Origin of the sequence: Streptomyces sp. NPDC047869 (assembly GCF_040704065.1) — a bacterium.
Lineage (GTDB): Bacteria > Actinomycetota > Actinomycetes > Streptomycetales > Streptomycetaceae > Streptomyces.
Window position 1 is genome coordinate 22,543 of the sequence record NZ_JBEYRK010000008.1, and the last position, 22,214, is coordinate 44,756.

The 22,214-nt window shown below is 72.5% G+C and carries 19 protein-coding genes; 5 read left to right on the top strand and 14 right to left on the bottom strand.

Going from position 1 to position 22,214, the window contains the following annotated elements; translation table 11 throughout:
- Positions 1-11 precede the first annotated feature (11 nt).
- Genes AB0924_RS12865 through AB0924_RS12880 form a run of 4 tightly spaced genes read right to left on the bottom strand, consistent with a single transcriptional unit; the run spans position 12 to position 4,831 of the window.
- Positions 12-1,160, bottom strand: a complete 1,149-nt coding sequence (locus AB0924_RS12865) for a hypothetical protein (RefSeq protein WP_358937945.1) — start codon at positions 1,158-1,160, stop codon at positions 12-14.
- A 49-nt stretch (positions 1,161-1,209) separates the two neighbouring features.
- Positions 1,210-2,148, bottom strand: a complete 939-nt coding sequence (locus AB0924_RS12870; protein ID WP_366911390.1) for an N-acetylneuraminate synthase family protein — start codon at positions 2,146-2,148, stop codon at positions 1,210-1,212.
- Between the two features lie 14 nt (positions 2,149-2,162).
- Complete coding sequence (locus tag AB0924_RS12875) at positions 2,163-3,479, bottom strand: N-acylneuraminate cytidylyltransferase (protein WP_366911391.1); 1,317 nt, start codon at positions 3,477-3,479, stop codon at positions 2,163-2,165.
- Positions 3,480-3,511: 32 nt separating this feature from the next.
- Positions 3,512-4,831, bottom strand: coding sequence for a DUF6716 putative glycosyltransferase (locus tag AB0924_RS12880; protein ID WP_366911392.1), 1,320 nt, complete (start codon positions 4,829-4,831; stop codon positions 3,512-3,514).
- 198 nt (positions 4,832-5,029) lie between these two features.
- Between AB0924_RS12880 and AB0924_RS12885 the strand changes: the two genes are divergently transcribed.
- Together AB0924_RS12885 and AB0924_RS12890 are read left to right on the top strand one after the other, a co-directional pair.
- On the top strand, positions 5,030-6,007 hold the full coding sequence (locus tag AB0924_RS12885; RefSeq protein WP_359545871.1) for a glycosyltransferase family 2 protein: 978 nt from the start codon (positions 5,030-5,032) through the stop codon (positions 6,005-6,007).
- The gene (locus tag AB0924_RS12890; protein WP_366911393.1) at positions 6,004-7,338 is read left to right on the top strand and encodes a polysialyltransferase family glycosyltransferase; all 1,335 of its coding nucleotides are present in this window, start codon (positions 6,004-6,006) and stop codon (positions 7,336-7,338) included. The genes AB0924_RS12885 and AB0924_RS12890 overlap by 4 nt, the downstream gene beginning before the upstream one ends.
- A gap of 53 nt (positions 7,339-7,391) precedes the next feature.
- Here AB0924_RS12890 and AB0924_RS12895 read toward each other — a convergent pair whose 3' ends face one another.
- Positions 7,392-9,707 (bottom strand): glycosyltransferase, encoded by a 2,316-nt coding sequence (locus tag AB0924_RS12895; RefSeq protein WP_366911394.1) that lies wholly within the window; start codon positions 9,705-9,707, stop codon positions 7,392-7,394.
- Positions 9,704-11,161 carry a hypothetical protein gene (locus tag AB0924_RS12900; protein ID WP_358937959.1) on the bottom strand — a complete coding sequence of 486 codons (1,458 nt, stop codon included), beginning with the start codon at positions 11,159-11,161 and terminating at the stop codon, positions 9,704-9,706. Before AB0924_RS12900 ends, AB0924_RS12895 begins: the two co-directional genes overlap by 4 nt.
- 264 nt (positions 11,162-11,425) lie before the next feature.
- Here AB0924_RS12900 and AB0924_RS12905 point away from each other — a divergent pair, with 264 nt between their 5' ends.
- Both AB0924_RS12905 and AB0924_RS12910 read left to right on the top strand, forming a co-directional pair.
- Positions 11,426-12,598 carry an acyltransferase gene (locus tag AB0924_RS12905; protein ID WP_358937961.1) on the top strand — a complete coding sequence of 391 codons (1,173 nt, stop codon included), beginning with the start codon at positions 11,426-11,428 and terminating at the stop codon, positions 12,596-12,598.
- Positions 12,599-12,764: 166 nt separating this feature from the next.
- A complete protein-coding gene (locus tag AB0924_RS12910; protein WP_366911395.1) occupies positions 12,765-13,676 on the top strand; it encodes a class I SAM-dependent methyltransferase in 912 nt (303 codons plus the stop codon).
- 63 nt (positions 13,677-13,739) lie between these two features.
- Here AB0924_RS12910 and leuE read toward each other — a convergent pair whose 3' ends face one another.
- Positions 13,740-14,390 (bottom strand): leucine efflux protein LeuE, encoded by a 651-nt coding sequence (leuE, locus tag AB0924_RS12915; RefSeq protein WP_358937965.1) that lies wholly within the window; start codon positions 14,388-14,390, stop codon positions 13,740-13,742.
- Between the two features lie 68 nt (positions 14,391-14,458).
- Positions 14,459-16,039 carry a methylmalonyl-CoA mutase family protein gene (locus AB0924_RS12920; protein WP_366911396.1) on the bottom strand — a complete coding sequence of 527 codons (1,581 nt, stop codon included), beginning with the start codon at positions 16,037-16,039 and terminating at the stop codon, positions 14,459-14,461.
- Between the two features lie 81 nt (positions 16,040-16,120).
- Between AB0924_RS12920 and AB0924_RS12925 the strand changes: the two genes are divergently transcribed.
- Positions 16,121-16,996, top strand: coding sequence for a L,D-transpeptidase family protein (locus AB0924_RS12925; protein WP_366911397.1), 876 nt, complete (start codon positions 16,121-16,123; stop codon positions 16,994-16,996).
- Positions 16,997-17,218: 222 nt separating this feature from the next.
- Here the strand turns inward: AB0924_RS12925 and AB0924_RS12930 are convergent, their stop codons facing one another.
- From AB0924_RS12930 to AB0924_RS12955, 6 genes are all read right to left on the bottom strand, one after another.
- Positions 17,219-18,364, bottom strand: a complete 1,146-nt coding sequence (locus AB0924_RS12930) for a hypothetical protein (RefSeq protein WP_366911398.1) — start codon at positions 18,362-18,364, stop codon at positions 17,219-17,221.
- On the bottom strand, positions 18,364-19,026 hold the full coding sequence (locus tag AB0924_RS12935) for an RNA polymerase sigma factor (protein ID WP_358937973.1): 663 nt from the start codon (positions 19,024-19,026) through the stop codon (positions 18,364-18,366). Before AB0924_RS12935 ends, AB0924_RS12930 begins: the two co-directional genes overlap by 1 nt.
- Positions 19,027-19,287: 261 nt before the next feature.
- Positions 19,288-20,112: a hypothetical protein gene (locus tag AB0924_RS12940; protein WP_366911399.1), complete on the bottom strand. Its 825-nt coding sequence runs from the start codon at positions 20,110-20,112 to the stop codon at positions 19,288-19,290.
- A gap of 121 nt (positions 20,113-20,233) precedes the next feature.
- Positions 20,234-20,869, bottom strand: a complete 636-nt coding sequence (locus tag AB0924_RS12945; protein ID WP_366911400.1) for an RNA polymerase sigma factor — start codon at positions 20,867-20,869, stop codon at positions 20,234-20,236.
- A gap of 107 nt (positions 20,870-20,976) precedes the next feature.
- Complete coding sequence (locus AB0924_RS12950; protein ID WP_358937979.1) at positions 20,977-21,408, bottom strand: hypothetical protein; 432 nt, start codon at positions 21,406-21,408, stop codon at positions 20,977-20,979.
- 186 nt (positions 21,409-21,594) lie between these two features.
- Positions 21,595-22,089 carry a hypothetical protein gene (locus AB0924_RS12955; RefSeq protein ID WP_358937981.1) on the bottom strand — a complete coding sequence of 165 codons (495 nt, stop codon included), beginning with the start codon at positions 22,087-22,089 and terminating at the stop codon, positions 21,595-21,597.
- Positions 22,090-22,214 lie beyond the last annotated feature (125 nt).

The following is a 22,214-nucleotide window of genomic DNA, read 5'->3' on the forward strand; positions in this document are numbered from 1 at the left end:
ACGCCCCGTTCTCAGGCCGGCCCCACCGCCGCCAGCCGGTGCACGTCCCGCGCCGTGCCCGTGACCCCCGACAGGAACCCCTGTGCGCGCGGCGAGGCGGTCTCCGTGAGCCAGGTGGGGTCGATGTCGCAGACCGCCACGCGGACGCCGGTGCCGGCCAGGGCCAGCGGGAGGGTGTGGACGACGGTGGAGGGGAAGCTGAGGATGGTGCGGCCGATGGGGCCCCGGCGGGCGATGAGTTCCAGGGGGAGGTCGGGGCGGACGATCTCCAGGCCCGTCTCCGTGGCGAGGCGGTGGAGTTTGTCGGTGCTCTCGCGGCGGTGGGCGAAGTAGCGGGTGGCTCCGTGGGCCCCGGCCAGGGACTGGACGGCGGCCAGGTAGCGGTCGCCGTCGACCACGCCGGTCTCTACCAGGGACGTGCCGACCATGTCGGCGCTCGTGGTGATGCGCGGGGGGCCGAAACGGGCGCGGGTCCAGGCGAAGTCGTTGGCGGTGACCGTGACGCCGTCCGGGGTCTCGGTCACCGGCATGGAGGAGAAGACCTCGACCCGGCGGTGCTCGCTCGGGGTGAGGCGGCGGCGGGCCGAGGAGGAGACCGGGGCGAAGAGCAGGTCGCGGGGGCCGGGGCGGCCGCCCTTGCGGTGCCAGCGGACCAGGCGCTCGCCGCGGGCCAGTTGGGCGACGAACTCCATGGTCGCGGTGCCGTCGTCGACGACGACCAGATCGCGGGCCCGGGTGATGGTCAGGAGCAGTTGCACGTAGCGGGAGAAGGGGTCTCCCATGACGATGCGGTCGGCGCGGCGCAGCGGGCCGGCCAGGCCGCCGATGGTGTGGAAGGGCGCGGTCGTGCCGCCCCGCGCCTCCTCCCAGCGCACCCGGTACCCCTCGTCCCGGGCCAGGTCGGCCATGCGGCGGAGCTGGCCCCGGGTCATGGGGTCGGTCGGGGACAGCACGACGAGGGTGAGCTCCGCGCCGGCCGCTGGTGAAGCACCGGCCGGTGACCGGCGTATCTGCGCGGGCACGGACGGCAGGGCGTCCGGTGGCGCGCCCTGCAGGCCGTGCAGGTGCGCCCACTCCAGTACGTTCAGCAGCTGTACCGGGCTCTCCACGAAGGCGAGCGTGCGGGCAGATTGGCCGGTGTGACCGGCGCGGGGGCTCATCGGCGTACGACCGTCCCGTCTCAGGGCAACCGTTGGGCGATCGGGGTGCTCAGACCGCGACCGGCTCGCCCGCGGCCGCCGCGATCTCCGCCTCGGCGACGACGCCGGTGACGCGGCGCAGCTTCTTCATCGGGCCCAGCTCGGAGTCGTAGACCTTCTTGACGCCGTCACCGAGGGAGGCCTCGATGGTGCGGATGTCGCGGACCAGGCGCGTCAGGCCCTGCGGCTCGACGGAGGCGGCCTGGTCGGAGCCCCACATGGCGCGGTCGAGGGTGATGTGGCGCTCGACGAAGGTGGCGCCGAGGGCGACGGCGGCCAGCGTGGTCTGCAGGCCGGTCTCGTGGCCGGAGTAGCCGATCGGGACGTTCGGGTACTCGTCCTGCAGGGTGTTGATGACGCGGAGGTTGAGCTCCTCGGCCTTCGCCGGGTACGTCGAGGTGGCGTGGCAGAGCAGGATGTTCTCGCTGCCCAGGACCTCGACCGCGTGGCGGATCTGCTTCGGGGTCGACATGCCGGAGGACAGGATGACCGTGCGGCCGGTGGCGCGCAGTGCGCGGAGCAGCTCGTCGTCGGTGAGGGAGGCGGAGGCCACCTTGTGGGCGGGGACGTCGAACTTCTCCAGGAAGGCGACGGCCTCGGTGTCCCACGGGGAGGCGAACCAGTCGATGTTCCTGCTCTTGCAGTACTCGTCGATCTGGCGGTACTCGTCCTCGCCGAACTCGACCCGGTGGCGGTAGTCGATGTAGGTCATCCGGCCCCAGGGGGTGTCGCGCTCGATGTCCCACTGGTCGCGCGGGGTGCAGATCTCCGGGGTGCGCTTCTGGAACTTCACGGCGTCGCAGCCGGCCTCGGCGGCCACGTCGATGAGCTTGAAGGCGTTCTCCAGCTCACCGTTGTGGTTGATGCCGATCTCACCGCAGATGTAGACGGGGCGGCCCGGGCCGGCCTCGCGCGTACCGAAGGTGCGGATGCGGGAGTTGGTGCTCATGGCAGGAGATGTCCTTACTTGGGGAGGGAATCGAGAGAGGGGCCGAGGATCCAGCTGGCGATCTCTCGGATCGCGCCGTCACCGCCGGGGACGGTGGTGACCGCGCGTGCGGCGCCGCGTACGACGTCGTGGGCGCTCGCGACCGCCACGGGCCAGCCGACGAGGGCGAAGCACGGGAGGTCGTTGACGTCGTTGCCGACGTAGAGCACGCGCTCCGGCGCGATGCCCTGCTCCTCGCACCACTGCTTGAGGGCGAGGTCCTTGCGGTCGATGCCGTGCAGCACCGGGAGCTTGAGCTTCCGGGCGCGGGCGCCGACCACCGGGTTCTGTTCCGTGGACAGGATCAGCATCTTCAGGCCGCTCCGGCGGAGGGCCGCGATGCCGAGTCCGTCGCCGCGGTGCACGGAGACGAACTCCCGTCCGTCGGAGTCGATCAGCACCCGGTCGTCGGTCTGGGTGCCGTCGAAGTCGAGGACTACGGCGTCGATGTCGTCGTAGGTGGGGAGGGCGCCGGGCCGGTCCGCGTCGAAGAGCGGGGCGAGGGCGCGGGCGCGGGCCAGGTCGTGCGGGTCGTCGATCTCCAGCACCCGGGCCGGGTCGGTGCGGACCAGCTCGGTGTGGCCGAAGAAGCGGTGCCGGTGCTCGCGGAAGCCGGTCGCGGCCATCGCGTAGGCGGCGCCGGTCTCCAGCAGGTCCTGGGGGCGGTCCTGGCGGCGGGGGCGGAAGGACTTGTCGTGGTTGACGCCGTAACCGCCGCCGACCGTCGTGGTGCCGGGGACCGTCGTGGTGTCGACCGCCGTCAGGGCGGCGCCGACGGCGGCGGCCGGGCCGGTGCCGGCCGTGACCGGGTCGTCGGCCGCGTCCCGCCAGACGAAGCCGTGGAAGGCGGCGACGGTCACGGCGGTGTCGGCGCCGTTCTCCACGACGGCGGCGGCGACCGCGTCCACGTCCTCGCGGACCAGGAACGGGCTGGTGCACTGCACCAGCAGGACGACGTCGACCGCCGCGCCGTGCAGGGCCTCGTGCGCGTCCATGGCGTGCAGGACGGCGGCCTCCGAGGTCGCCGTGTCCCCGGCTATGGCGGCGGGGCGGAGTACGACCTCGGCGCCGGCCTGGCGGGCCGCGGCGGCGATGGCCTGGTCGTCGGTGGAGACCACGACGTCGGTGACCAGCCGGGTCGCCCGGCACTCGCGCACCGCGCGGGTGACCAGCGGGATGCCGCCGACCGGGGCGAGGTTCTTCGCGGGCACGCCCTTGGAGCCGCCGCGGGCGGGGATCACCGCGAGCACCCGGGGCACCGAGGCGCCCGGTTCCGCTTCCGTGTGGGGCATGGGGTTCTCTCCTTGACGTGGGATCCGGCCGCTCACAGCTCCCCCATCCGTCGGATCACGGGGGCCACTCGCTGCACGCCGTGGCGGTAGGCGCCACGTGCGGCCCGGCGCACGATCTGGCGGACGGGTCCGGGCTCCTTGTCGGCGGCGGGCGCGCCGGGCAGCGGGGCGCCGTCGGGGCCGAGGTGGTGGCGGGCGAGGATGCCGGGCAGGTAGCCGGGCGCGGTCTCGGGTGTGTAGTAGGGGTTCAGGGGCGGCAGGCCGCCGGACCGGTCCAGCAGCTTGGTGATGCGTTCGCGGGCGGTGTCGAAGGCGGTCCCGTAGGAGCCGTCGGCCGAGACGCCCTGCCGGGCCAGCCACTGCGGGTCGACGGCCGGGCGGTGGCCGGCGTCGAGCTGGTCCCAGGATGCGAGGCAGCCGGAGCCGGTGAAGTGGTGGTTGCCGAGCACCTCGCGCACGCCCAGGTCGGTCAGGACGACCGTGGGGATGCGCCGGTGCAGGGCTTCGAGGGCGGCTGTGGAGCTGATCGTGACCAGCAGGTCGGTGCGGTCCAGCACCTCGCCCATGTGCCCGTACACCAGGCGGAAGTTGGCGGGCGGCGCCATGCCCTGCACCAGCTTCTGGTACGGCAGTTCCTCGATGTGGGTGGTGTGTTCGCCGGGCTTGGAGCGCAGCTTCAGCAGCACCTCGCGCTCGGGGTGCCGGCGGGCGTGCTCGATGAGCCGGTTCAGCAGGTAGGTGCGGTCCCGGCGGCTGTCCGGGACGGAGGGCTGGGCCGCGAACACCACGGTGTACGGCTCGTGTTCGCCGGTGTAGGCCGCTCCGCCGAGGAAGGGCAGCGCGACCTCGGTGACCGCGGAGGCGTCGGCGCCGACCCCTTCGTAGACGGCCCGGAAGCGGTCCGCGTCGTGGGCCGAGTTGGCGAGGACGAGGTCGGCTCCGTGGCGCAGCAGCAGGCCGTCGGCGAGCTTCTCGTAGACGACACCGACGTATCCGGTGACGACCACGGGGCGCCTGCCTGAGGCCCAGGCGTTGCGCAGCCCGTGCAGCATCGCCTGCACACCGCCGCCGACCAGGGCGAGGACGAGGATGTCGTACGGCTCCTCGGCGCTGTCGCTCATCGCGCGCAGGAACTGGACGCCGGTGACCTCGCTGAGGGAGTCGGCGCGGACGCCGACCTCCCGGAGCTGGCGGGCGGTGGGGGTGGCTCGTCCGCGCAGGAGGTAGCCGTCGAGCCGGACGTCGGCACCGGTGGGGGTGAGTCGCTGCGCGGTGAGCGCGCCCCATTTCCACCGGGTGTCGGAGTCCGCCAGGACGGCGATCCGCAGGGACTTCGTTGCACTTGCTGGCACGTCGAAGACGCTAGGAAGGCATTGAGAGGTTCCGCCCAACCCGAATGCAACAAACGGTTAACAGCACATCGCCGAATGGCGAATCGGGCCGTGATCGGCGTGGAAAAAGACCCGGTTCACAGCTTCGCCACGCGTCGTTCACCCTGCATCAAGCCGGCGGTCAAGACGAATGACGGGCTTCGCCCTAACGTCCGTGACGTGGTCAAGCTCTCCGTCATCGTGCCGTTCTACAACGTGCAGCAATACGCGCCCGACACCCTGAGGAGCCTCGGTGCGAACGCGCGTGAGGACTTCGAATTCATTCTCGTCGACGACTGTTCCCGCGACGGGACACCAGAGATCCTCGCGCGCGCGGAGCGCGAGCTGCCGGGCGCGGTCCTCGTCCGGCACGAGCGGAACGGGGGGCTGGCGACCGCCCGCAACACCGGCATCGACCGGGCGCGCGGCGAGTATCTGACCTTCCTGGACGGGGACGACTGGCTCGCCCCCGGCTACTACCCGAAGCTGGTCGCCGCCATCGAGGAACTGGGCTGCGACTTCCTGCGCACCGACCATGTGCAGTGCACGGCGCGGGCCCGCGCCGTGCACCGGGTGCCGGTCGGGCGGCGGAACGTGGTGCTGGACCCGCGCGAGGCGATCCTGCCCGCCGACCGGTCGACCTCCGTGGACTACGCCTACGCCTGGGCGGGCGTCTACCACCGCCGGCTGGTGGACAAGGGGCTGCTGCACTTCACCGACGGGCTGCGCACGGCCGAGGACCGGCCGTGGATCTGGAAGCTGCACCGGGAGGCGCAGTCGTTCGCCGCGGTCGGTCTGCTCGGCGTGTTCTACCGGCGCGGGGTCGCCTCCTCACTCACCCAGATCGGTGATGTCCGTCAGCTCGATTTCATTCGCGCTTTCGACCAGGTCGTCGCGGAAACCGCCGAGGACCCGGAAGCCGGTGCGCTGCTGCCGAAGGCCGTGCGAACGTATTGCGCCATCATTTCCCATCACCTGGGATCCATCGAAAGGTTCGAGCCGGCGGTGGCGAGAAAACTGAAATCCATGAGTTCCGCCGCGCTGCGGCGCATGCCGCAGGACGTCCTGGACGACGCGCTGGACTCCATGGACCTGCAGCGCGCCACCAAGCTGCGCCGGCTGCGCCGCCGCCCCGTCGCCGCGGGAGCCGCCGCGTGACCACCCAGATCCTCCAGGCGTCGACGCTGTACGGCACGGCCACCCTGGCCGCCGCACTGGACTCCGGCTGCTTCCGCCCCGCCGACCGGCGGATCCTGCTGGTCTGCAACAACGCGGCCACGCCCGAGACCACGCCGGGACCGGAGCTGATGCCCGGCTTCGAGCGGCTGCGCGAGCGCTTCGACGAGGTGCTGTCGTACAACGAGGCGATCTTCCCCTTCCACCCCGGCGGCTGGGCTCCCCGGCCGGAGGACCTGCCGCTCTGGGAGCGGTATCTGCGCCACGAGTGGCGGCTCGGGGACGAGGACGTGGAGCTGGCCGTGGAGTCGATCCAGGTCAACCCGTCGCTCTCGCTCGCCCAGATCTTCACCGGCGCCCCGGTCACCGTCTACGCCGACGGCCTGATGAGCTACGGCCCCACCCGGAACAAGATCGACCCGCTGGTCGGCACCCGGGTGGACCGGGTGCTCCACCTCGACCTGGTGCCGGGCCTGGAGCCGCTGCTGCTCACCGAGTTCGGTGTCCCGGCCGAGATCGTGCCGACGCCCGCCTTCACCGAGGTCCTGGCCGAGCTGGCGCCGCCCACCGGGGATCTGCCGAAGGTGGAGGAGCCGGCGCTGCTGCTCGGCCAGTACCTGTCCGCGCTGGGCATCCTCACCGCCGAGCAGGAGGAGGACCTGCATGTGCGGATGCTGCGGGGTGCCCATCGGCTCGGGCACGGCACGGTGGTGTTCAAGCCGCACCCCACCGCCCCCGCGCGCTTCACCCGCACGCTGGAGGAGGAGGCGGAGCGGCTCGGGGTGGACCTCACCGTGCTGGACACGCCGGTCCTCGCCGAGGTGCTGTACCAGCGGATGCGTCCGGCGCTGGTGGTCGGCTGCTTCTCCACCGCCCTGCTCACCGCGTCCGCGCTGTACGGCCTGCCGGTGGCCCGGGTCGGCACCGGGATGCTGCTGGAGCGGCTGACGCCGTTCGAGAACAGCAACCGGATCCCGGTCACCGTGGTGGACGCGCTGCTGCCGGACCTGGACGACCAGGCCGCGGTCCGCGAGCGGAAGCCCGGCATGGACGTGGCGGCGCTCGGCGCGCTGGTCCGCGCGGTGGGCTTCGCGATGCAGCCGAAGATCCTGCCCGGGCTGCGCGGCGAGACCGAGCGGTACCTCGCGGGCCGTCTGGACGAGCGCACCCTGCGCTACTTCAAGCGCAAGCGGCTGACCTCCCTCGCGCTGCCCGGTGGGGTGCCGTCCCAGCTCGCGTTCATCCCGCGCAACGCCACGGTCCGCCGGATGGCGCGCAAGGCGCGCGGTCTGCGCCGGGCCGTACGGCGCTGATCCCCCTCCTCTCCGCCAGGGCGGGCCCTTCGCGGGCCCGCCCTTCGCGGTGTTCAGCGGCCGAGGATCGTGCGGATCCGGGCCGCGTTCTCCTGGGTGACCTTCCAGAGCAGTTCCTGCCGGTCGTGCACGTCGGCGACGGTCCGGTCGTGGTGGTCCAGGATGTCGAGGGCCCGCTCGGTGAGCACCTCGCCCAGGTTCCGCTCGTGCACCGAGACACCCCACTCGGGGCGCTCGATGTCGCTGAGGAAGTACGCCATCTTCGGGTGCGAGATCAGACTGACGATGGGCGTGCCGACCCCGAAGGGGATCATCCCGGCGTGTCCGCGCATGCCGATGACCAGCTTCGTCTTCGCGTACGTCTCGCGGATGGTGTCGTTGTCGAAGTCGTACATCGGGATCACCGGCAGCGAGATCCCGTGTTCGCGGCGCAGGTCGAAGGCGATCCGCTCGTCGTCCAGGGAGTGGGCGACGCAGCGGACCTCGGTGTGGGCACCGATCGCGCGCACGGCCTTCGCCATCTCGGCGAGGAAGTGCCCGTAGTCGTGCCCGAAGCGCAGGCCCGCCCGGTCGTAGGCGGCGTTCAGCAGGACGGTGTCCTCGCGGTTCGCCGGGTCGGTCCAGCCGGCCACCAACTGGCGCATGACCGTGGTCGGGCAGGGCTGGAAGACGATCCGGTCGTGCAGCTCGGGCGGGAGCAGGGAGCGGACCCTGGCGATGGAGCCGTGGTTGCGCAGTCCGAAGAAGGCGGACTTCTCCACCAGCAGCCGCAGGCTCTCGTTGAACCGCCGGGCGCGGTAAGACTGCCCGTCGAAGGCGTTGAAGCCGACCGCGAACACCATGATCGGCACGTCGACGGCGCGCAGGTGCTCGTCCGGGACGTTCCACTGCCAGGCGCTGTTGCCGTTGGGCATGGTGTCGGGGATGAACAGTCCGCCGCCGCCGATGACCAGGCCGCGCCGGGCGTTGACCCGTTCCAGGGCGGCCTTGTCGAACAGCCGGTGGGCGTGGACGGAGGTCCAGCGGCGGGAGGTGGTGTCGGGGCCGAAGGCGAGCCGGACGGTCTCGGGCAGCAGCTTGTCGCCCGCGTTGCCCTGCCGGTCCATGTAGAAGGCGACGTGGGCGAGCTGGTCCTCGGCGGCGCCCTGCTCCTGGGCCGGGACGGCGGCCGCGCGCTGGGCCCACAGCCGGCTGGAGCGGTGGGTGGGGTCGACGGTGAGGCCGGCGGTGGCGTGCCGCAGCGCCTCGGCGTTGTCGCCGCGCACCCAGGCCATCTGGGCGAGGCGGGCGTAGGCGGTGGCGGCCCGGTTGGGGGCGGCGGTGGCCAGCAGGAGCTGGGTCTTCGCCTCCGCGTAGCGGGAGACGCTCATCAGGGCGTGCCCGAACACCTCGTGCGTCCAGGCCTCGTCCAGCGGGATGCGCACACCGCTCAGGATGTCGACGGCGTCCTGGTAGTCGCCGGCCCCGATGTGCGCGGCGGCGACCTTGCGGGCGGCCTCCACGTCCCCGGTGCGCCGCACGTGCGGGGTGCCGTAGTGCACCAGCAGGTCGTGGTGGAGGGTGCCGCCGCCGCCCAGGTAGGCCGCGTGGAACTCGGCGTCGGACAGCTCGAACTCCCGCCAGCGCTCCTCGGCCCGCTGGTATCCGGCCTCGCCGCCCTGCCAGGGCTTGTGCCGGCCGGTGAAGTGCAGGATCGCGGTGTCGTCCGGAACCGGCAGGTCGCCGGACAGGCGCCGCTTGACGAAGTTGTAGCGGGTGTCCAGGCGGACGAAGTCGCCGTCGAGGACGGCGTTGAGGATGCCCTGGTCGTGCTTGTCGAGTTCGTAGCCGCCGCCGCGCCCGACCGCGTCGAGCCGCGCGCAGAACGCGTCGGAGAGGTACTCGCGCTGGATGACCAGCAGCCCGGAGTTGAGCTTGTGCTGCCCGTAGAAGAACTGCGGGACGGCCGCGAGCCCCTCGCGCAGTGCGAGCAGTTCGCCGAGGTCGCCGAGGACGACCATGTCGGTGTCCAGGGTGATGACCGTGTCGTAGTCGCGCAGCCGGAAGACGTCGAGGATGAAGTACGCCTTGCGCACCAGGTAGTTGTCCTGGTCGCCCTTGACGTAGGAGTCGTAGTGGGCGGCGTCGACGCGGCGCAGCACGATCCTCGGGTGCAGGGCGCGGATGCGGGCGACGGAGGAGGGCTTGAGGTCGTCGTGGAGGACGACGAAGTCCTCGCAGACGCCCGGGTTGGACAGGGCGAGGCTGCGCAGCAGGACGAGGAACCCGGGCAGGTAGTTCTCGTCGACGAAGCTCGCGAAGGCGATGCGCCGCTTCTTGGTCAGGGCGTGCGCGGAGGTCTCCGGTGTTACCGGGATGGCGGTGGTCATCGCAGGGATATCCTCAGGTCGGTCACGCTCTGGGCCCGCTCCATGACCCATGCCTTCTCGCTGGTGTACTCGTGCACGGACGTGATCGCGAGCTTCATGGCCTCCGGCACGCGGTAGGCGCCGGACTCGTAGAAGTCGAAGCCGATCAGGTCGAGGGTGGGGCTGACGTCCAGGAAGTCCAGCAGCCACAGCATGTTGAAGCCGGTGGTGGGGATGCCGGACCAGACGTCGTTGCCGAGCCGGCCGATGTTGCGGACGGGCCAGCGCAGCGACTCGTCCCCGAGGTACCGCTGGGCGCCGGGCACCAGGCGGTTGCGCAGCGAGTGCTTCCAGTCGCCGGAGACGCCGCCGAAGACGAGCCGGGTGGTCACCGGCTTGTCCCAGTTGAAGCCGTGCTTGTGGATGGTGGCGTGGATGTCGGTGCGGCCGCCGGTGTGCTTCGGGTCGATCCGGTAGGAGTTGAAGCGCACGACGAGGTCGTAGTCGTCGATCCGGCCGCCGAGGCCGCTCTCGCCCACACGGCCGGAGTTGGCGATCAGGCACACGGACTTGCCGGCGATCAGGTTGCGGAACTCGCCGAGGCCGATCCAGTGCACGCCGCCGACGGTGGGGTCGGCGACCGGGCCGCGCATCCGGACCCGGCGCTGTTCGGCGTAGAGGGCGACGGCCTCGGTGAGGTCGTCGCCGGGGACGCCGGTGCGCAGTTCGAGGTACTGGCCGAGCAGTTCCTGCCGGTCGGCGACCGGGGCCTGCTCGGCGGCGAGCGCCAGCAGGGCGCCGACCAGGCGGGGTTCGGCCGCCTCCCAGTCGCCGCGGGCGTGCAGGGCGAGGCCCTCGGCCCAGACGTCGGTGGCGGGTGCGTCGGCGAAGCCGGCGGCGCGCGGGCACTGGCGCTCCAGCAGGGCGAGCAGGTCGCGCTCGCGCTCGGCGGCCCGGCGCAGCCCGGTGATCCGGGCGGCCACGCCGAAGCCGTCCTCCTCGGTCAGCTCCAGATAGCGCTCGTACGCCTCGACGGCCTCCCGCTCCTCGCCGAGCGTCTCCAGGACGCGGGCGCGCAGCCGCCACCCGGCCCGGGAGTTGCGGCGCCGGTCGAGGACGGTGTCGCTGATCCGCAGGGCGAGGTGCAGTTCGTCGTCGTAGCCGCATTCCAGGGCCTTGCCCGCGACGGCCAGCAGGGCGTCCAGCAGGTCGTTGCTCAGACCTCCGGCGGGTGCGGCGGGCCCTTTGACGGCCCGCTTGAGCAGCGCGGTCGCGCCGCCGGCCGGGGCGGGCGCGGGGGTGGCGGTGCCGGTGGTGCTCACCACCACGAGCAGCCTGCGCAGCTGCTCGGCCAGTTCCGTGCGCCGGCGGTCGAGGCTGCCCACGAGTTTGCCGCTGTGAACGGCACAGGCGTGCAGGCAGTCCTCCAGTCCCCCTCCACGAGCGGGCGTCCGCCGGTTCTGGACCCTCGTCATAGCTCTCCTGATGTGTGCCAAGCAAAGACTGTGTATACGGCGGCATGCCATGGGTTTGCCGAAACGTGGGGGTTGATGGAGAAACTAGGAAGCCAAAACGACGCCCAGGTGAACGAATTCGGACGACACGGCGAATGGTTGGGCTGTCAACCAAGTCATTTCTGTGATTCGCCCAGGTACCGGTGATCCAGTACCTCCGCACCGGGGACTTTCACAAAAGGGATCGGCATTATCAGCGGTTTATCGACTAGGTTCTGGGGCACCATGCCTGCTTCTTCGCCTTCCCTCGCCGCCGTTCCCGCTCCCCCGGTGCCCGAGGCGGGCCCGTCCCCCGCCGCCCGCACCGGACGGCGGGGCCGGCTGCACGCCCTCGACGGCCTGCGGCTCGTGGCCGCGCTGATGGTCTGCCTCTACCACTACGCCGGACGCGGCGGCACGGTCTCGGAGTCCTGGCACCAGAGCCCGTCACGTGTCTTCCCGACCCTGTCCCAGGTGGCGACGTACGGCTGTCTGGGCGTCCAGTTCTTCTTCGTCATCAGCGGTTTCGTCATCTGCATGAGCAGTTGGGGCCGCAGTCTCGGCGACTTCTTCCGGTCCCGGGTCGCCCGTCTCTACCCCGCCTACTGGGTGGCGCTGGTGCTGGTCACCGGCGCCGCCCTGGTGCTGCCGGCCGTGGTGCGCGCGGTCCGGCCGGACGAGTTCCTGGTCAACCTGACGATGCTGCAGCAGCCCATGGGAGCACCGCGGGTGCTGGGCGTGTGCTGGACGCTCTGGGTCGAGGTGCGCTTCTACGCGCTGTTCGCCCTGTTCGTCGTCGTGCGCGGGGTCACCTACCGCCGGGTGGTGCTCTTCGCCTCCGTGTGGACGCTGGCTGCGGTGGTGTGCCGCACCAGCGGCAACGCGCTGACGGACCAGATCGTCATGCCGGAGTACGCGCCCTTCTTCGTCGGCGGCCTCGCCCTCTACCTGATCCACCGCTTCGGCAGCGACCTGCTGCTGTGGGGCATCGTGGCCGTCTCCTGGCTGCTCGGGCAGAGCACCGCCACGACCGGGCTCTGGCATCCGGGGGCGCACGGGGACTTCGTCCGCAGCCCGCTCGTGATCGTGCTGATCGTCACCCTCGCCTTCGCCGCCGTGGCGGCCGTGGCGCTGGGCTGGACCAGTCGGGCGAACTGGCCCTGGCTGGCCACGGCCGGCGCGCTGACCTACCCGTTCTACCTGGTCCACGAGCACCTGGGCTGGTTCGTCATCCGGGTGCTGCGCCGCGGCCTCGGGCTGCCCGCGTACGCGACGCTCGCCGCGACCGTGCTGGGCATGCTGCTGCTGGCGTGGCTGATGCACCGGTTCGTGGAGAAGCCATTCGGCCCGCGACTGAAAAGGGCACTGAAGAAAACCCGTACACCTGGAATTCCGGTGTCGTTCACCTTGCCGAAATAGGGAAAGGAAACGGCCGGCCCGGCGCACGGTCCGGACGTTGTTCATCCGTTCACCTTTTCTTGGCTTCCGCACCGCCCCTCGGGGCAGACACCGTGATGCCTTGCCGCCCCCCACAGGCTTTCGCAGGGATCTCACAGACTGCCTATCGAGGGAGTGCATCCGCCCCATGGCCACCACCCAGGAAACGACGCGACCGCCCCACCGCCTCGACGACGTGCCCGGCTGGTTCCCGGTGCTCGACCAACTGCTCTTCGACTGGTTCCTGAACCTCCAGGAGGCCTCCGGAACCCGCGGCGACCTCCTGGAGGTCGGCGTCTACCTGGGCAAGAGCGCGATCTTCACCGGCCGGCACCGGCAGCCCGGCGAGCGGTACACGGTGTGCGACCTCTTCGAGGGCGACGCCCCGGACAACGCCAACCGGGCCGAGTCGGCCAAGTCCTACGGCGCGCTGACCCGGCACGCGTTCGAGGCGAACTACCGCTCCTTCCACGACGAACTGCCCCGTGTGCTCCAGGGGCCCAGTTCCCTGGTGCGCGCGGAGGTCGCGCCGCGCTCCTGCCGGTTCGCGCACATCGACGCCTCGCATCTGTACGAGCACGTGCGCGACGACATAGGCGCGGCCCACGACCTGCTGCTGCCCGGCGGCACCGTCGTCCTCGACGACTTCCGCTCCGAGCACACCCCGGGCGTGTCCGTGGCCACCTGGGAGGCCGTGCTCAACCGGGGCCTGCGCCCCATCTGTCTGAGCACACAGAAGCTCTACGGCACCTGGGGGGATCCGGAGCCGGTCCAGGAACGGCTCATCGCCATGGCGCGGGAGCGGTCCGACTGCCACCTGAGCGTCCAGGAGGCCGCCGGGCACCGGATCGTCCGGCTGAAGTCCAGGGGTATGAAGGCGCCGGAGTTCCCGCCCTCCAGGCACGCGAGGGCGGCCGCCCCAGGGGCACCCGGACGGCCGGCGCCGGCCCCCGCGGTGCCGGCCGCCCGCCACGGCGGCCGGGCCCGGCGGGTCGCGGTCGACCTGCTCCCGCCCGTCGTCACGCGGGCGATACGCAACGCGCGCGCCGCCAGGGGCTGACCGGCCGCACGGCCCCGGTGTCCCGCCGGGCCGCCCGGACGGGCGGCCCGGCGGGCCCGCGTCCTACGCGCTCGCCAGCGACAGCTTGACCGCGAAACCGAGGAACAGGGCGCCCGCCGCCGAGGTGGCCGTGGCCGACAGCCGCTTGCGGCGGCGGAAGGCGGCGGCGAGCCGGGTGCCGCCGAATATCAGCGCGCTCAGGTACAGGAAGCTGGCCGCCTGCGCGAAGGCGCCGAGGACGACGAACGAGAGGGCCGGGTAGGCGTAGCCCGGGTCGACGAACTGCACGAAGAAGGCGACGAAGAACAGGATCGCCTTGGGGTTGAAGAGGCTGACGACGAGGGCGCGGCGGAACGGCCGCTCCTCGGCCGCGACGACGGCCGCGGTCTCCTCGACGGCCTTCTCCCGCCGGGTCCGCCACATCTGCCACGCGGACCGCATCATCCCGATCGCCAGCCAGGTCAGATAGCCCGCGCCGGCGTACTTCACGATGCCGAACAGCACGGCGTTGGCCTGCAGCAGGGAGGCGACCCCCGCGGCGGACAGCGTCATCAGCACGGTGTCCCCGCACCAGACCCCGGCGGCGGCGGTGTAGCCGGACCGGACGCCGCGCCGGGCGGCGACGGAGAGCACGTAGAGCGAGTTGGGACCGGGCAGCAGGACGATGAGGACGAGCCCTGCCAGATAGGTGGGGAGATCGATGACGCCGAACATGGAAAGGAGTGTCGCACGGGGGTACGACAGTGCGGCCGGGGATTTCGGAGGGCGAGACGTGCCCGGGCTCAGAAGGCGTCCGAGGGCACGTAACTGCCCCAGACCGACCGGAGGGCGTCGCACACCTCGCCCACCGTCGCCCGCGCCCGCAGCGCCTCCCGCATCGGGTACAGGACGTTGTCCTCGCCCGCCGCGGCCTTCTTGAGCTCGGTCAGCGCCGCGTCCACCGCGCCCCCGTCCCGCTCGGCCCGCAGCCGGGCCAGCCGCTCCGCCTGCCGGGCCTCGATGGCCGGGTCCACGCGCAGCGGCTCGTAGGGCTCCTCCTCGTCGAGCCGGAAGCGGTTGACTCCGACCACCACGCGCTCACCGGAGTCGGTCTCCTGCGCGATGCGGTACGCGTTCCGCTCGATCTCGGCCTTCTGGAAGCCCTGTTCGATCGCCGCCTCCGCGCCGCCCAGGTCCTCGACCCAGCGCATCAGGTCCAGCGCGGCCGCCTCCACGTCGTCGGTCAGCCGCTCCACCGCGTAGGAGCCGGCGAAGGGGTCGACCGTCGCCGTCACGTCCGTCTCGTGCGCCAGCACCTGCTGGGTGCGCAGGGCCAGCCGGGCGCTCTTGTCCGTCGGCAGGGCGATCGCCTCGTCGAAGGAGTTGGTGTGCAGGGACTGCGTGCCGCCGAGGACGGCCCCGAGGGCCTGCACCGCGACCCGGACCAGGTTCACCTCCGGCTGCTGCGCGGTCAGCTGGACGCCCGCCGTCTGGGTGTGGAAGCGCAGCATCAGGGACTTGGGGTTCCGCGCGCCGAACTCCTCCCTCATCACCCGCGCCCAGATCCGGCGCGCCGCGCGGAACTTGGCGACCTCCTCCAGCAGCGTCGTGCGGGCCACGAAGAAGAAGGACAGGCGGGGCGCGAAGTCGTCCACGTCCATGCCCGCCGCCACGGCCGTGCGGACGTACTCGATGCCGTCGGCGAGGGTGAAGGCGATCTCCTGCGCGGGCGAGGCGCCCGCCTCGGCCATGTGGTAGCCGGAGATGGAGATGGTGTTCCACCTGGGGATCTCGGCGCCGCAGTACTTGAAGATGTCCGCCGTCAGGCGCAGCGATGGCTTCGGCGGGAAGATGTACGTCCCGCGCGCGATGTACTCCTTCAGGACGTCGTTCTGGATGGTGCCGGTCAGCCGGTCAGCCGGTACGCCCTGCTCCTCCGCCACCAGTTGGTAGAGGAGCAGCAGCAGGGCCGCCGGGGCGTTGATCGTCATCGACGTGGAGACCTGGTCCAGCGGGATGCCGTCGAACAGCACCCGCATGTCCTCGATCGAGTCGATGGCCACGCCGACCTTGCCGACCTCGCCGTGCGCGAGGGGCGCGTCGGAGTCGTGGCCCATCTGGGTGGGCAGGTCGAAGGCGACGGAGAGGCCGGTGGTGCCGTGGGCGATGAGCTGCCGGTAGCGGGCGTTGGACTCCGCCGCCGTGCCGAAGCCCGCGTACTGGCGCATGGTCCAGGGGCGGCCGGTGTACATCGTCGGGTACACCCCGCGCGTGTACGGGTATTCGCCCGGTTCACCGAGTTCTCCGGCCGCGTCCCAGCCGGTCAGGTCGCCGGGTCCGTAGACCGGCTCGATCGGCAGCCCCGACTCCGACTCACGTGCCATGGATGCCTCCGCAGTACGTTCCGACACCTCCTCACCATGCCCCGTAGTTCGGCGGCGGTCACGCGGGGAAGCATCTCCGGCATGAGGATCCCGGGGAGATCTGCCGCCGTACTCGCCGCACTCGTCTCGGCCGCCGGCCTCGCCGCGCTCAGCGGCTGCACCGTGCAGCAGGCCGACGCCGACGGCAAGCACCACCTGCCCGTGCGCATCGAGCTGCCGTCCAGCCGCGCTCCCGCTGCCACCCGGTCGGCCGAGTCCGGCGGGACGGCCGGGTCCGGCGGGCGTGCCGCCCCGACCCCCGCCGCCAGGACCGCCGGGCCCGCGCCCCGGGTGCTGTGGTCGCGCGGCGACAGCGGTACGGGCGTGCGCGAACTGCAGGCGCGGCTGCGCCAGGCCGACTGGCTGTTCGACGGGCCGACCGGGACGTACGACGATCTGACCCAGCGGGCCGTCAGCGGCTTCCAGGGCAAGCGCGGGCTGCCGCGGACCGGGGAACTGGACACCGTCACCTGGCAGCGGCTGCTGGGCATGACCCACCGCCCCGGCAAGTGGGAGCTGTACCTGATGGGCGGTCAGCCGGCCGACGCGCCCGACCCGCGCTGTCTGACCGGGCGGGTGCTGTGCGTCAGCAAGAACAGCCGGACCCTGCGCTGGATGGTCGACGGGCGCACGCTCGAGACGATGTCGGTCCGCTTCGGCAGCCAGTACACACCGACCCGCGAGGGTGTGTTCCACGTCTACTGGAAGTCACGGCACCATGTGTCGACGCTCTACGACTCCCCCATGCCGTACGCGCTGTTCTTCAGCGGCGGCCAGGCGGTGCACTACTCGTACGACTTCGCGGCCCGGGGCTACGCGGGCGGCTCGCACGGATGCGTCAACGTACGGGACGAGGCGGCGATCGCCGCGCTGTTCGCCCAGGTGCGGGTGGGCGACAAGGTCGTCGTCCACTGGTGAGGGATTCGGGGCGCGGGCGGGACCGGGGGAACGTGTCCCGCCCGCGCCATATGCACGAGCCGTAGGTACGGGGGGAACCCCGGCTCAGTGCGACGGCCGATGACCAGTCGGCTCACTCATTACTGCGTCGGGCGGTCCGGAAACGTCACACCTCTCGCGAAAAAAATTTCGCGATCGATAAAACCGCAGGTCACAGAGGCGAAGAGCGCCGAGGGCGAGCGGTCAGAGGGCGGAGTACGTGGGGCTCGGCGAGGGGAGCGGAGCGGTGCTGCTCCGGCCGGGGGCCAGGGGCGTGCGGGCCGACGGGGAGGGGGACACGACAGCGCCCCGGTGCCGGCCGCCGTGATGACCGCGCCCTCGGCCGTCCTCGTCGCCGCCCTGGCCGTTCTCGTCACCCTTGCCGGTGCCGCCCTTGTCCTTGCCTTCGCCCCTGCCCTTGCCGCCGTTCTCGCCCTTGCCCGAGTCGTCGCCCGAGTCGTCGTCGGCGTTGTCGTCCCCGCCGGTGGAGAGCCGGCCCGCCAGGACGGAGTCGCAGTACTTGCCGACCCGGGCGGCGCCACCCGCCAGGCCTTCCAGCGCCCGCTTGCGGCTGTTGCCCAGACCCTTGCCGTTCCGGATGTCACGGCAGGCCGTGGTGGCCTCCCGCCACCAGTTGCCGGTGGTCCCGCCGGACGCGCCGGGGCCAGGCGTGCCGCCCTTGTCGGTACCGGTGGTGGACCCGCCCGAGGGGGCGCCGCCGGCGGACGCGCCGGTGCCGCCGCCCGGGGTGCCGGTGCCGTTGCCGGGGCCCTGCGGGATCCGGGCGGAGGGTGAGACGCGTGGCCGTCCGTGCGTCTCGTCCGCGGAGACGGAGGCGGCGGGAGCCGGGCGGTCCTCCTGGAACGGGAGGGGCAGCACCCCGCTGCCGGCCGCCATGGCGACCCCGCCGAGCGTGCCGGCGGCCACCGCGGCGGCGAGCGTCAGGCGGACCGGCCGGGCCCAGCGCGGGCGGCGGGAGCGGCTTCCGGAACGGGCCGGGGCACCGATGCGGACCAGGCCCTCGCCGGTGCCGCCCGCGAGGGGTGCGGCTTTCCCGCCGGGGGCGCCGTCGGCGAAGGCCGCGGCGGTACGCTCGGCCTCGGCCGCCTCGCGGGCCTTGCGGAACGCGGCCAGCGCGGCTTCCTCACCGCGCAGCTCGCCGTTCGCGTCGGCCGCCGGGACGGAGAGTGCGCTCAGTGTTTCGGCGAGCCGTTCGGCCTGGTCACGGACCGCGGGGTCGAGGAATTCGAGCGACTCGCCGCGCAGCAGACGTTCCGCCGTTTCCCCGGTGAGCCACTCGCCAGGGGCCCGGGGGCCGTCCCCCGGAGAATCACAGCGCTCGTCGGCCATCACATGTCCTTCTGCGTCCGCGGACGCGTATGCGTCACAGTGGCGGACGTCACCGCGCGGCCACGCGGTTCTCGCTGGGGCGGCAGCGCGTCGAGCACCCCCGCCGATTCCGGATCGCCGCCGAGCAGTTCCGCGAGCCGTTTCAGGCCCCGGTGGGCGGCGGTGCGTACGGCGCCCGCGCGTTTGCCGAGCGTCTCGGCGGCGGACTTGGCGTCGAGGCCCATCACCACGCGCAGCACGACCGCTTCGGCCTGGTCCTGCGGAAGCCGCGCGATGAGCGAGAGGGTGCTGTCGGTGGCCAGGGCCTCGATGGCCTCACCGGCCGTGTCGGAGTCGGCGGCCCGGCCGGTCAGTTCCGTTTCGTCGCCGCCGATGGCGGGTCGGCGGCCGCGCATCCGTATGTGGTCCAGCGCGCGGTTGCGGGCGATCCGGGCGGCCCAGCCGCGGAAGCGGTCGGCGTCGCCGCTGAACCGGTCGAGGTCCCGGGCGATCTGGAGCCATGCCTCGGACGCGACGTCCTCCGCGTCCGGGTCTCCGACCAGCGTGCGCACGTATCCCAGCAGTCTCGGCTGCACCGCGCGGTACACCGTCCGGAACGCGGTCTCGTCCCCGTCCTGTGCCGCACGCACCGCGGTGGTCAGCTCCGCGTCGTCCCCCAGCACCGCACTCCCTTTACGCCATGTCTTCGGTCCGGCGCGAAAGGCACGTTACGGCGAGAAACCCGCCCACGTCCATGTCTGTAGAAGATGCAACTAACTCGTGACACGTCAGTGCGCGACGGGGTGTGACAGAAAACGCACTCTTGGCGCTGAAGAAAGTACGGGCCGCCGCGCGGCCCGTGAAGCGCGACGGCCGGGGCCTCTCCTGTGGGGGGTGGCGGCCCCGGCCGTTGCCCTGGCCCCGGACTCACGCCCGGAGCGGGGTCACTTCGACTCGCCGGCCCGCTTCGAGCCGGCCGCGTTCTGGCCGGAACCGCCGCTGTTGCGCGTGTTGTTGCCCGTGCCGTCGGCCGAGCCGTTGCCGGTCCCATTGCCCGAACCGTTGCCCGAACCGCCGCCCGTGCCGTTGTCCGGGTGACTCGGCTGCGCGGGTGACGTCGTCCGCGCCGGGCGCGCCAGCTGCGCGGCGCAGTAGTCGGCGACGTCGTCCTCGCCGCCAGCGGCGACGACGAGCCGCTGCCAGGCCGTCGAGTCCAGCGCCTTGCCCCGGCCCCGGACCTGCTCGTAGGCGCGGCAGTGCGCGCGCAGGTCCTGGGCGGTGGCGGGGTGGTGCGGGCGGGCCGAGGGGGCCGCGGACGCGGTGCCGGCCGGCTCGGCGGCACGCTGCCCGGGCGCGGTGCTCACCAGCGGCCGCGTACGGCGCGGGCCGGTGCCGCCGTCGTCGGGGCCGGCGAGGCCGGGGGAACCCATCGCCGCGAAGGCGACGCCGCCCAGCGTGAGGCTCGCGAGGAACACGGAGAGCGTGGTCCGCACCGAGAGCCTCGCGCGGCGCGGCCGCCCGGGCCGCCAGTCGTCCCGGCGCCGGGTCCGCGCCGGCCGCTGCCCGGAGTCCCGGGCGGTGCGGAAGGCGGCCACGGCGCGCCGCTCGGCCTCGGGGTCGACGCCGTCCGTGCCGTCCGCGCGAAGCGCGGCGGCGATGCGGGCCTCGAACCCGGCGTCGGGACCGGCCGGCGCGGAGCCCAGGACGGTACCGCCGGGGTGCCCGCGCCGGCGGGCGGGCAGCCCCTCGCCGCTCAGCCGTTCACCCATGCCTGTTCCCGTCCCTGGTCCGGTCCGCCGGATCGCCCGGGGAGCGTCGTGCCACTGCCTCTGCCGGCTCCGCTGCCGATGCCGCTTCTGCCTGATCTATACGGCCGTCGGCCGTCGGCGTTCACTTCGACTCCCCCAGCGTCCGGGGGCCGCCATCCGTCACACCCTCGTCCGCCGCGCCCGGGCCGCCGAGCTGACGGGCGAGCCGCTTGAGTCCGCGGTACGCGGCGGTGCGGACCGCACCGGGGCGCTTGCCGAGGACCCGCGCCACGGAGGGGCCGTCGAGGCCGACGACCACCCGGAGCAGGACGGCCTCGGCCTGGTCGCGGGGCAGGGCGCGGACCAGTTCGAGGGCCCGCTGGGTGGAGAGGGACTCCAGTGCCTGGTCATACGTGCAGTGCGGTCCGGGGAGGTCCAGTACGTCCTGTTCGAGCACCGCCGCCGCCCGGGGCCGTACCCGCTGTCTGCGCAGGTGGTCCAGTGCCCGGTGGCGGGCGATGGTCGCGGTCCAGCCGCGGAACCCGGCGCCGTCGCCCTTGAACCGTCCGAGGTCGCGGGCTATCTCCAGCCAGGCGTCGGAGGCCACGTCCTCCGCGTCCTCGCCGACCAGACCGCGCAGGTAGCCGAGCAGACCCGGCTGCACCATCCGGTACGCCACCGCGAACGCGGTCTCGTCCCCGTCCTGGGCCCGCGCGACGGCGGCGCCCAGTTCCCCGTCGTACGCCTGTACGCGGCGGGGTTCGCCTCGCTGGCCCAAGAACCGTCCTCGTCCGTACCGGGCACGGGCCGTCCCCGAGCCCCAAGGTCATCAGCGCCGCGGCTCACAGATTTGTCACAGCCCCACGGCGCCTTCACCGAAAGCCGTCAGGCGGCCACCCTGCGCACCCGGCCGTGCAGGGTCAGGTAGAAGGTCTGCAAGGACTCCTCGGGGCCGCCGGCCTCGAAGCGGTTGACGACCTTGCCGAGCGGGTTCCAGACCCGGCCGTCCCCCATGCGGACGCCGGCCGGCTGCCCGAAGTACGCCCGCTGGCCGGCGTCGAAGTCCACCCACACCGCCCCCGCGCGGCGCACCAGCACCTCACCGACGTACGCCCCGAGCCCGAGCAGCGTCCCGTGGACCCGTTCCCGGTCGGCGCCGCCCTTGCGCAGTCCGTCGATCAGGAAGTCGACGAGCCGCAGGCTGCGCTCGGAGTAGTCCAGCGGCAGTCGGTTGCGGGCGGTGACCCGCGTGACGAAGGCGGCCGCGCACGCCCGCATCTCCTCGGCACGCGGAAGGCGTTCGCACACTTCACGCATGGGACGGTTCCCCCTCGGCTCGGCAGTGGGAGAACACCGGTCCGGATTCCCCCAGTTGCTCAAGCGGAGGCACCCCCGCGAACATCACGGGTTGCGGAGGTGTCGATCACCACACAGGAAAGTCACGGGTGGCGTACAACCTTCGAAGCCGTTCGCGCATCGTGCCCGGCGACCGGAGCGCGGCGTTCAGTGCTTCGGCGGGACGGGATCGACGCAGTCCACGATCACCGCGCGGTGTGCCGTGTCGACGTGGAACGAACCGGTGTAGCGCCCCTGGGTGACGGACCGGTCGAGCCGGTCGCTGTGTCGCCAACGAGCGCCGCGGGGAAGGAACTTCACGATCTCGTCGGGCAGCCCCTCCGGAGCCTCCGCGACCGGGTCCGCCCCCAGGTCCTCGACGATCCCGGCGAAGGCCGCGGGCGTGAGTTCGACGACACCGACGAGCCGCACGTCCGTCGGCCCGGGCAAGCGTGCGTCGCCGGCGTTCAGGACCACACCGCACCAGCGCGCCCGCTCGGGCGTTCCGAAGACGGGGAAGCGCTTCTCGATCGGCGCCGGGTCGGAGCGCACGGAACACCGGCCCTGTCCGTCCCCGCCGTCGTCCGGCGCGGCGCACGCGGTGATCGGGGTGAGCGAGGCGAACACCACGACTCCCACCACGAGTTCGCGTATGTGTCCCACTGCCGACCGCCCGCTCCGCTCGTCCGTGCCGGACCCCTGGTGTCACCGGGTGTCCGGGCGACCGTCCGGACCGACCGTACCGCGGCCTGCCGTCTCGGGGAGCCGCCGTTCGGGCGCGCGACCGG

What these genes read in the sequence shown, in the direction of transcription:
- AB0924_RS12905 (WP_358937961.1), top strand. Translation starts at nt 11,426, where the DNA reads ATGCCTGCTTCTTCGCCTTCCCTCGCCGCCGTTCCCGCTCCCCCGGTG.
- leuE (WP_358937965.1), bottom strand. Translation starts at nt 14,390, where the DNA reads ATGTTCGGCGTCATCGATCTCCCCACCTATCTGGCAGGGCTCGTCCTC.
- AB0924_RS12940 (WP_366911399.1), bottom strand. Translation starts at nt 20,112, where the DNA reads ATGGGTGAACGGCTGAGCGGCGAGGGGCTGCCCGCCCGCCGGCGCGGG.
- AB0924_RS12865 (WP_358937945.1), bottom strand. Translation starts at nt 1,160, where the DNA reads ATGAGCCCCCGCGCCGGTCACACCGGCCAATCTGCCCGCACGCTCGCC.
- AB0924_RS12920 (WP_366911396.1), bottom strand. Translation starts at nt 16,039, where the DNA reads ATGGCACGTGAGTCGGAGTCGGGGCTGCCGATCGAGCCGGTCTACGGA.
- AB0924_RS12925 (WP_366911397.1), top strand. Translation starts at nt 16,121, where the DNA reads ATGAGGATCCCGGGGAGATCTGCCGCCGTACTCGCCGCACTCGTCTCG.
- AB0924_RS12910 (WP_366911395.1), top strand. Translation starts at nt 12,765, where the DNA reads ATGGCCACCACCCAGGAAACGACGCGACCGCCCCACCGCCTCGACGAC.
- AB0924_RS12950 (WP_358937979.1), bottom strand. Translation starts at nt 21,408, where the DNA reads ATGCGTGAAGTGTGCGAACGCCTTCCGCGTGCCGAGGAGATGCGGGCG.
- AB0924_RS12870 (WP_366911390.1), bottom strand. Translation starts at nt 2,148, where the DNA reads ATGAGCACCAACTCCCGCATCCGCACCTTCGGTACGCGCGAGGCCGGC.
- AB0924_RS12895 (WP_366911394.1), bottom strand. Translation starts at nt 9,707, where the DNA reads ATGACCACCGCCATCCCGGTAACACCGGAGACCTCCGCGCACGCCCTG.
- AB0924_RS12900 (WP_358937959.1), bottom strand. Translation starts at nt 11,161, where the DNA reads ATGACGAGGGTCCAGAACCGGCGGACGCCCGCTCGTGGAGGGGGACTG.
- AB0924_RS12930 (WP_366911398.1), bottom strand. Translation starts at nt 18,364, where the DNA reads ATGGCCGACGAGCGCTGTGATTCTCCGGGGGACGGCCCCCGGGCCCCT.
- AB0924_RS12875 (WP_366911391.1), bottom strand. Translation starts at nt 3,479, where the DNA reads ATGCCCCACACGGAAGCGGAACCGGGCGCCTCGGTGCCCCGGGTGCTC.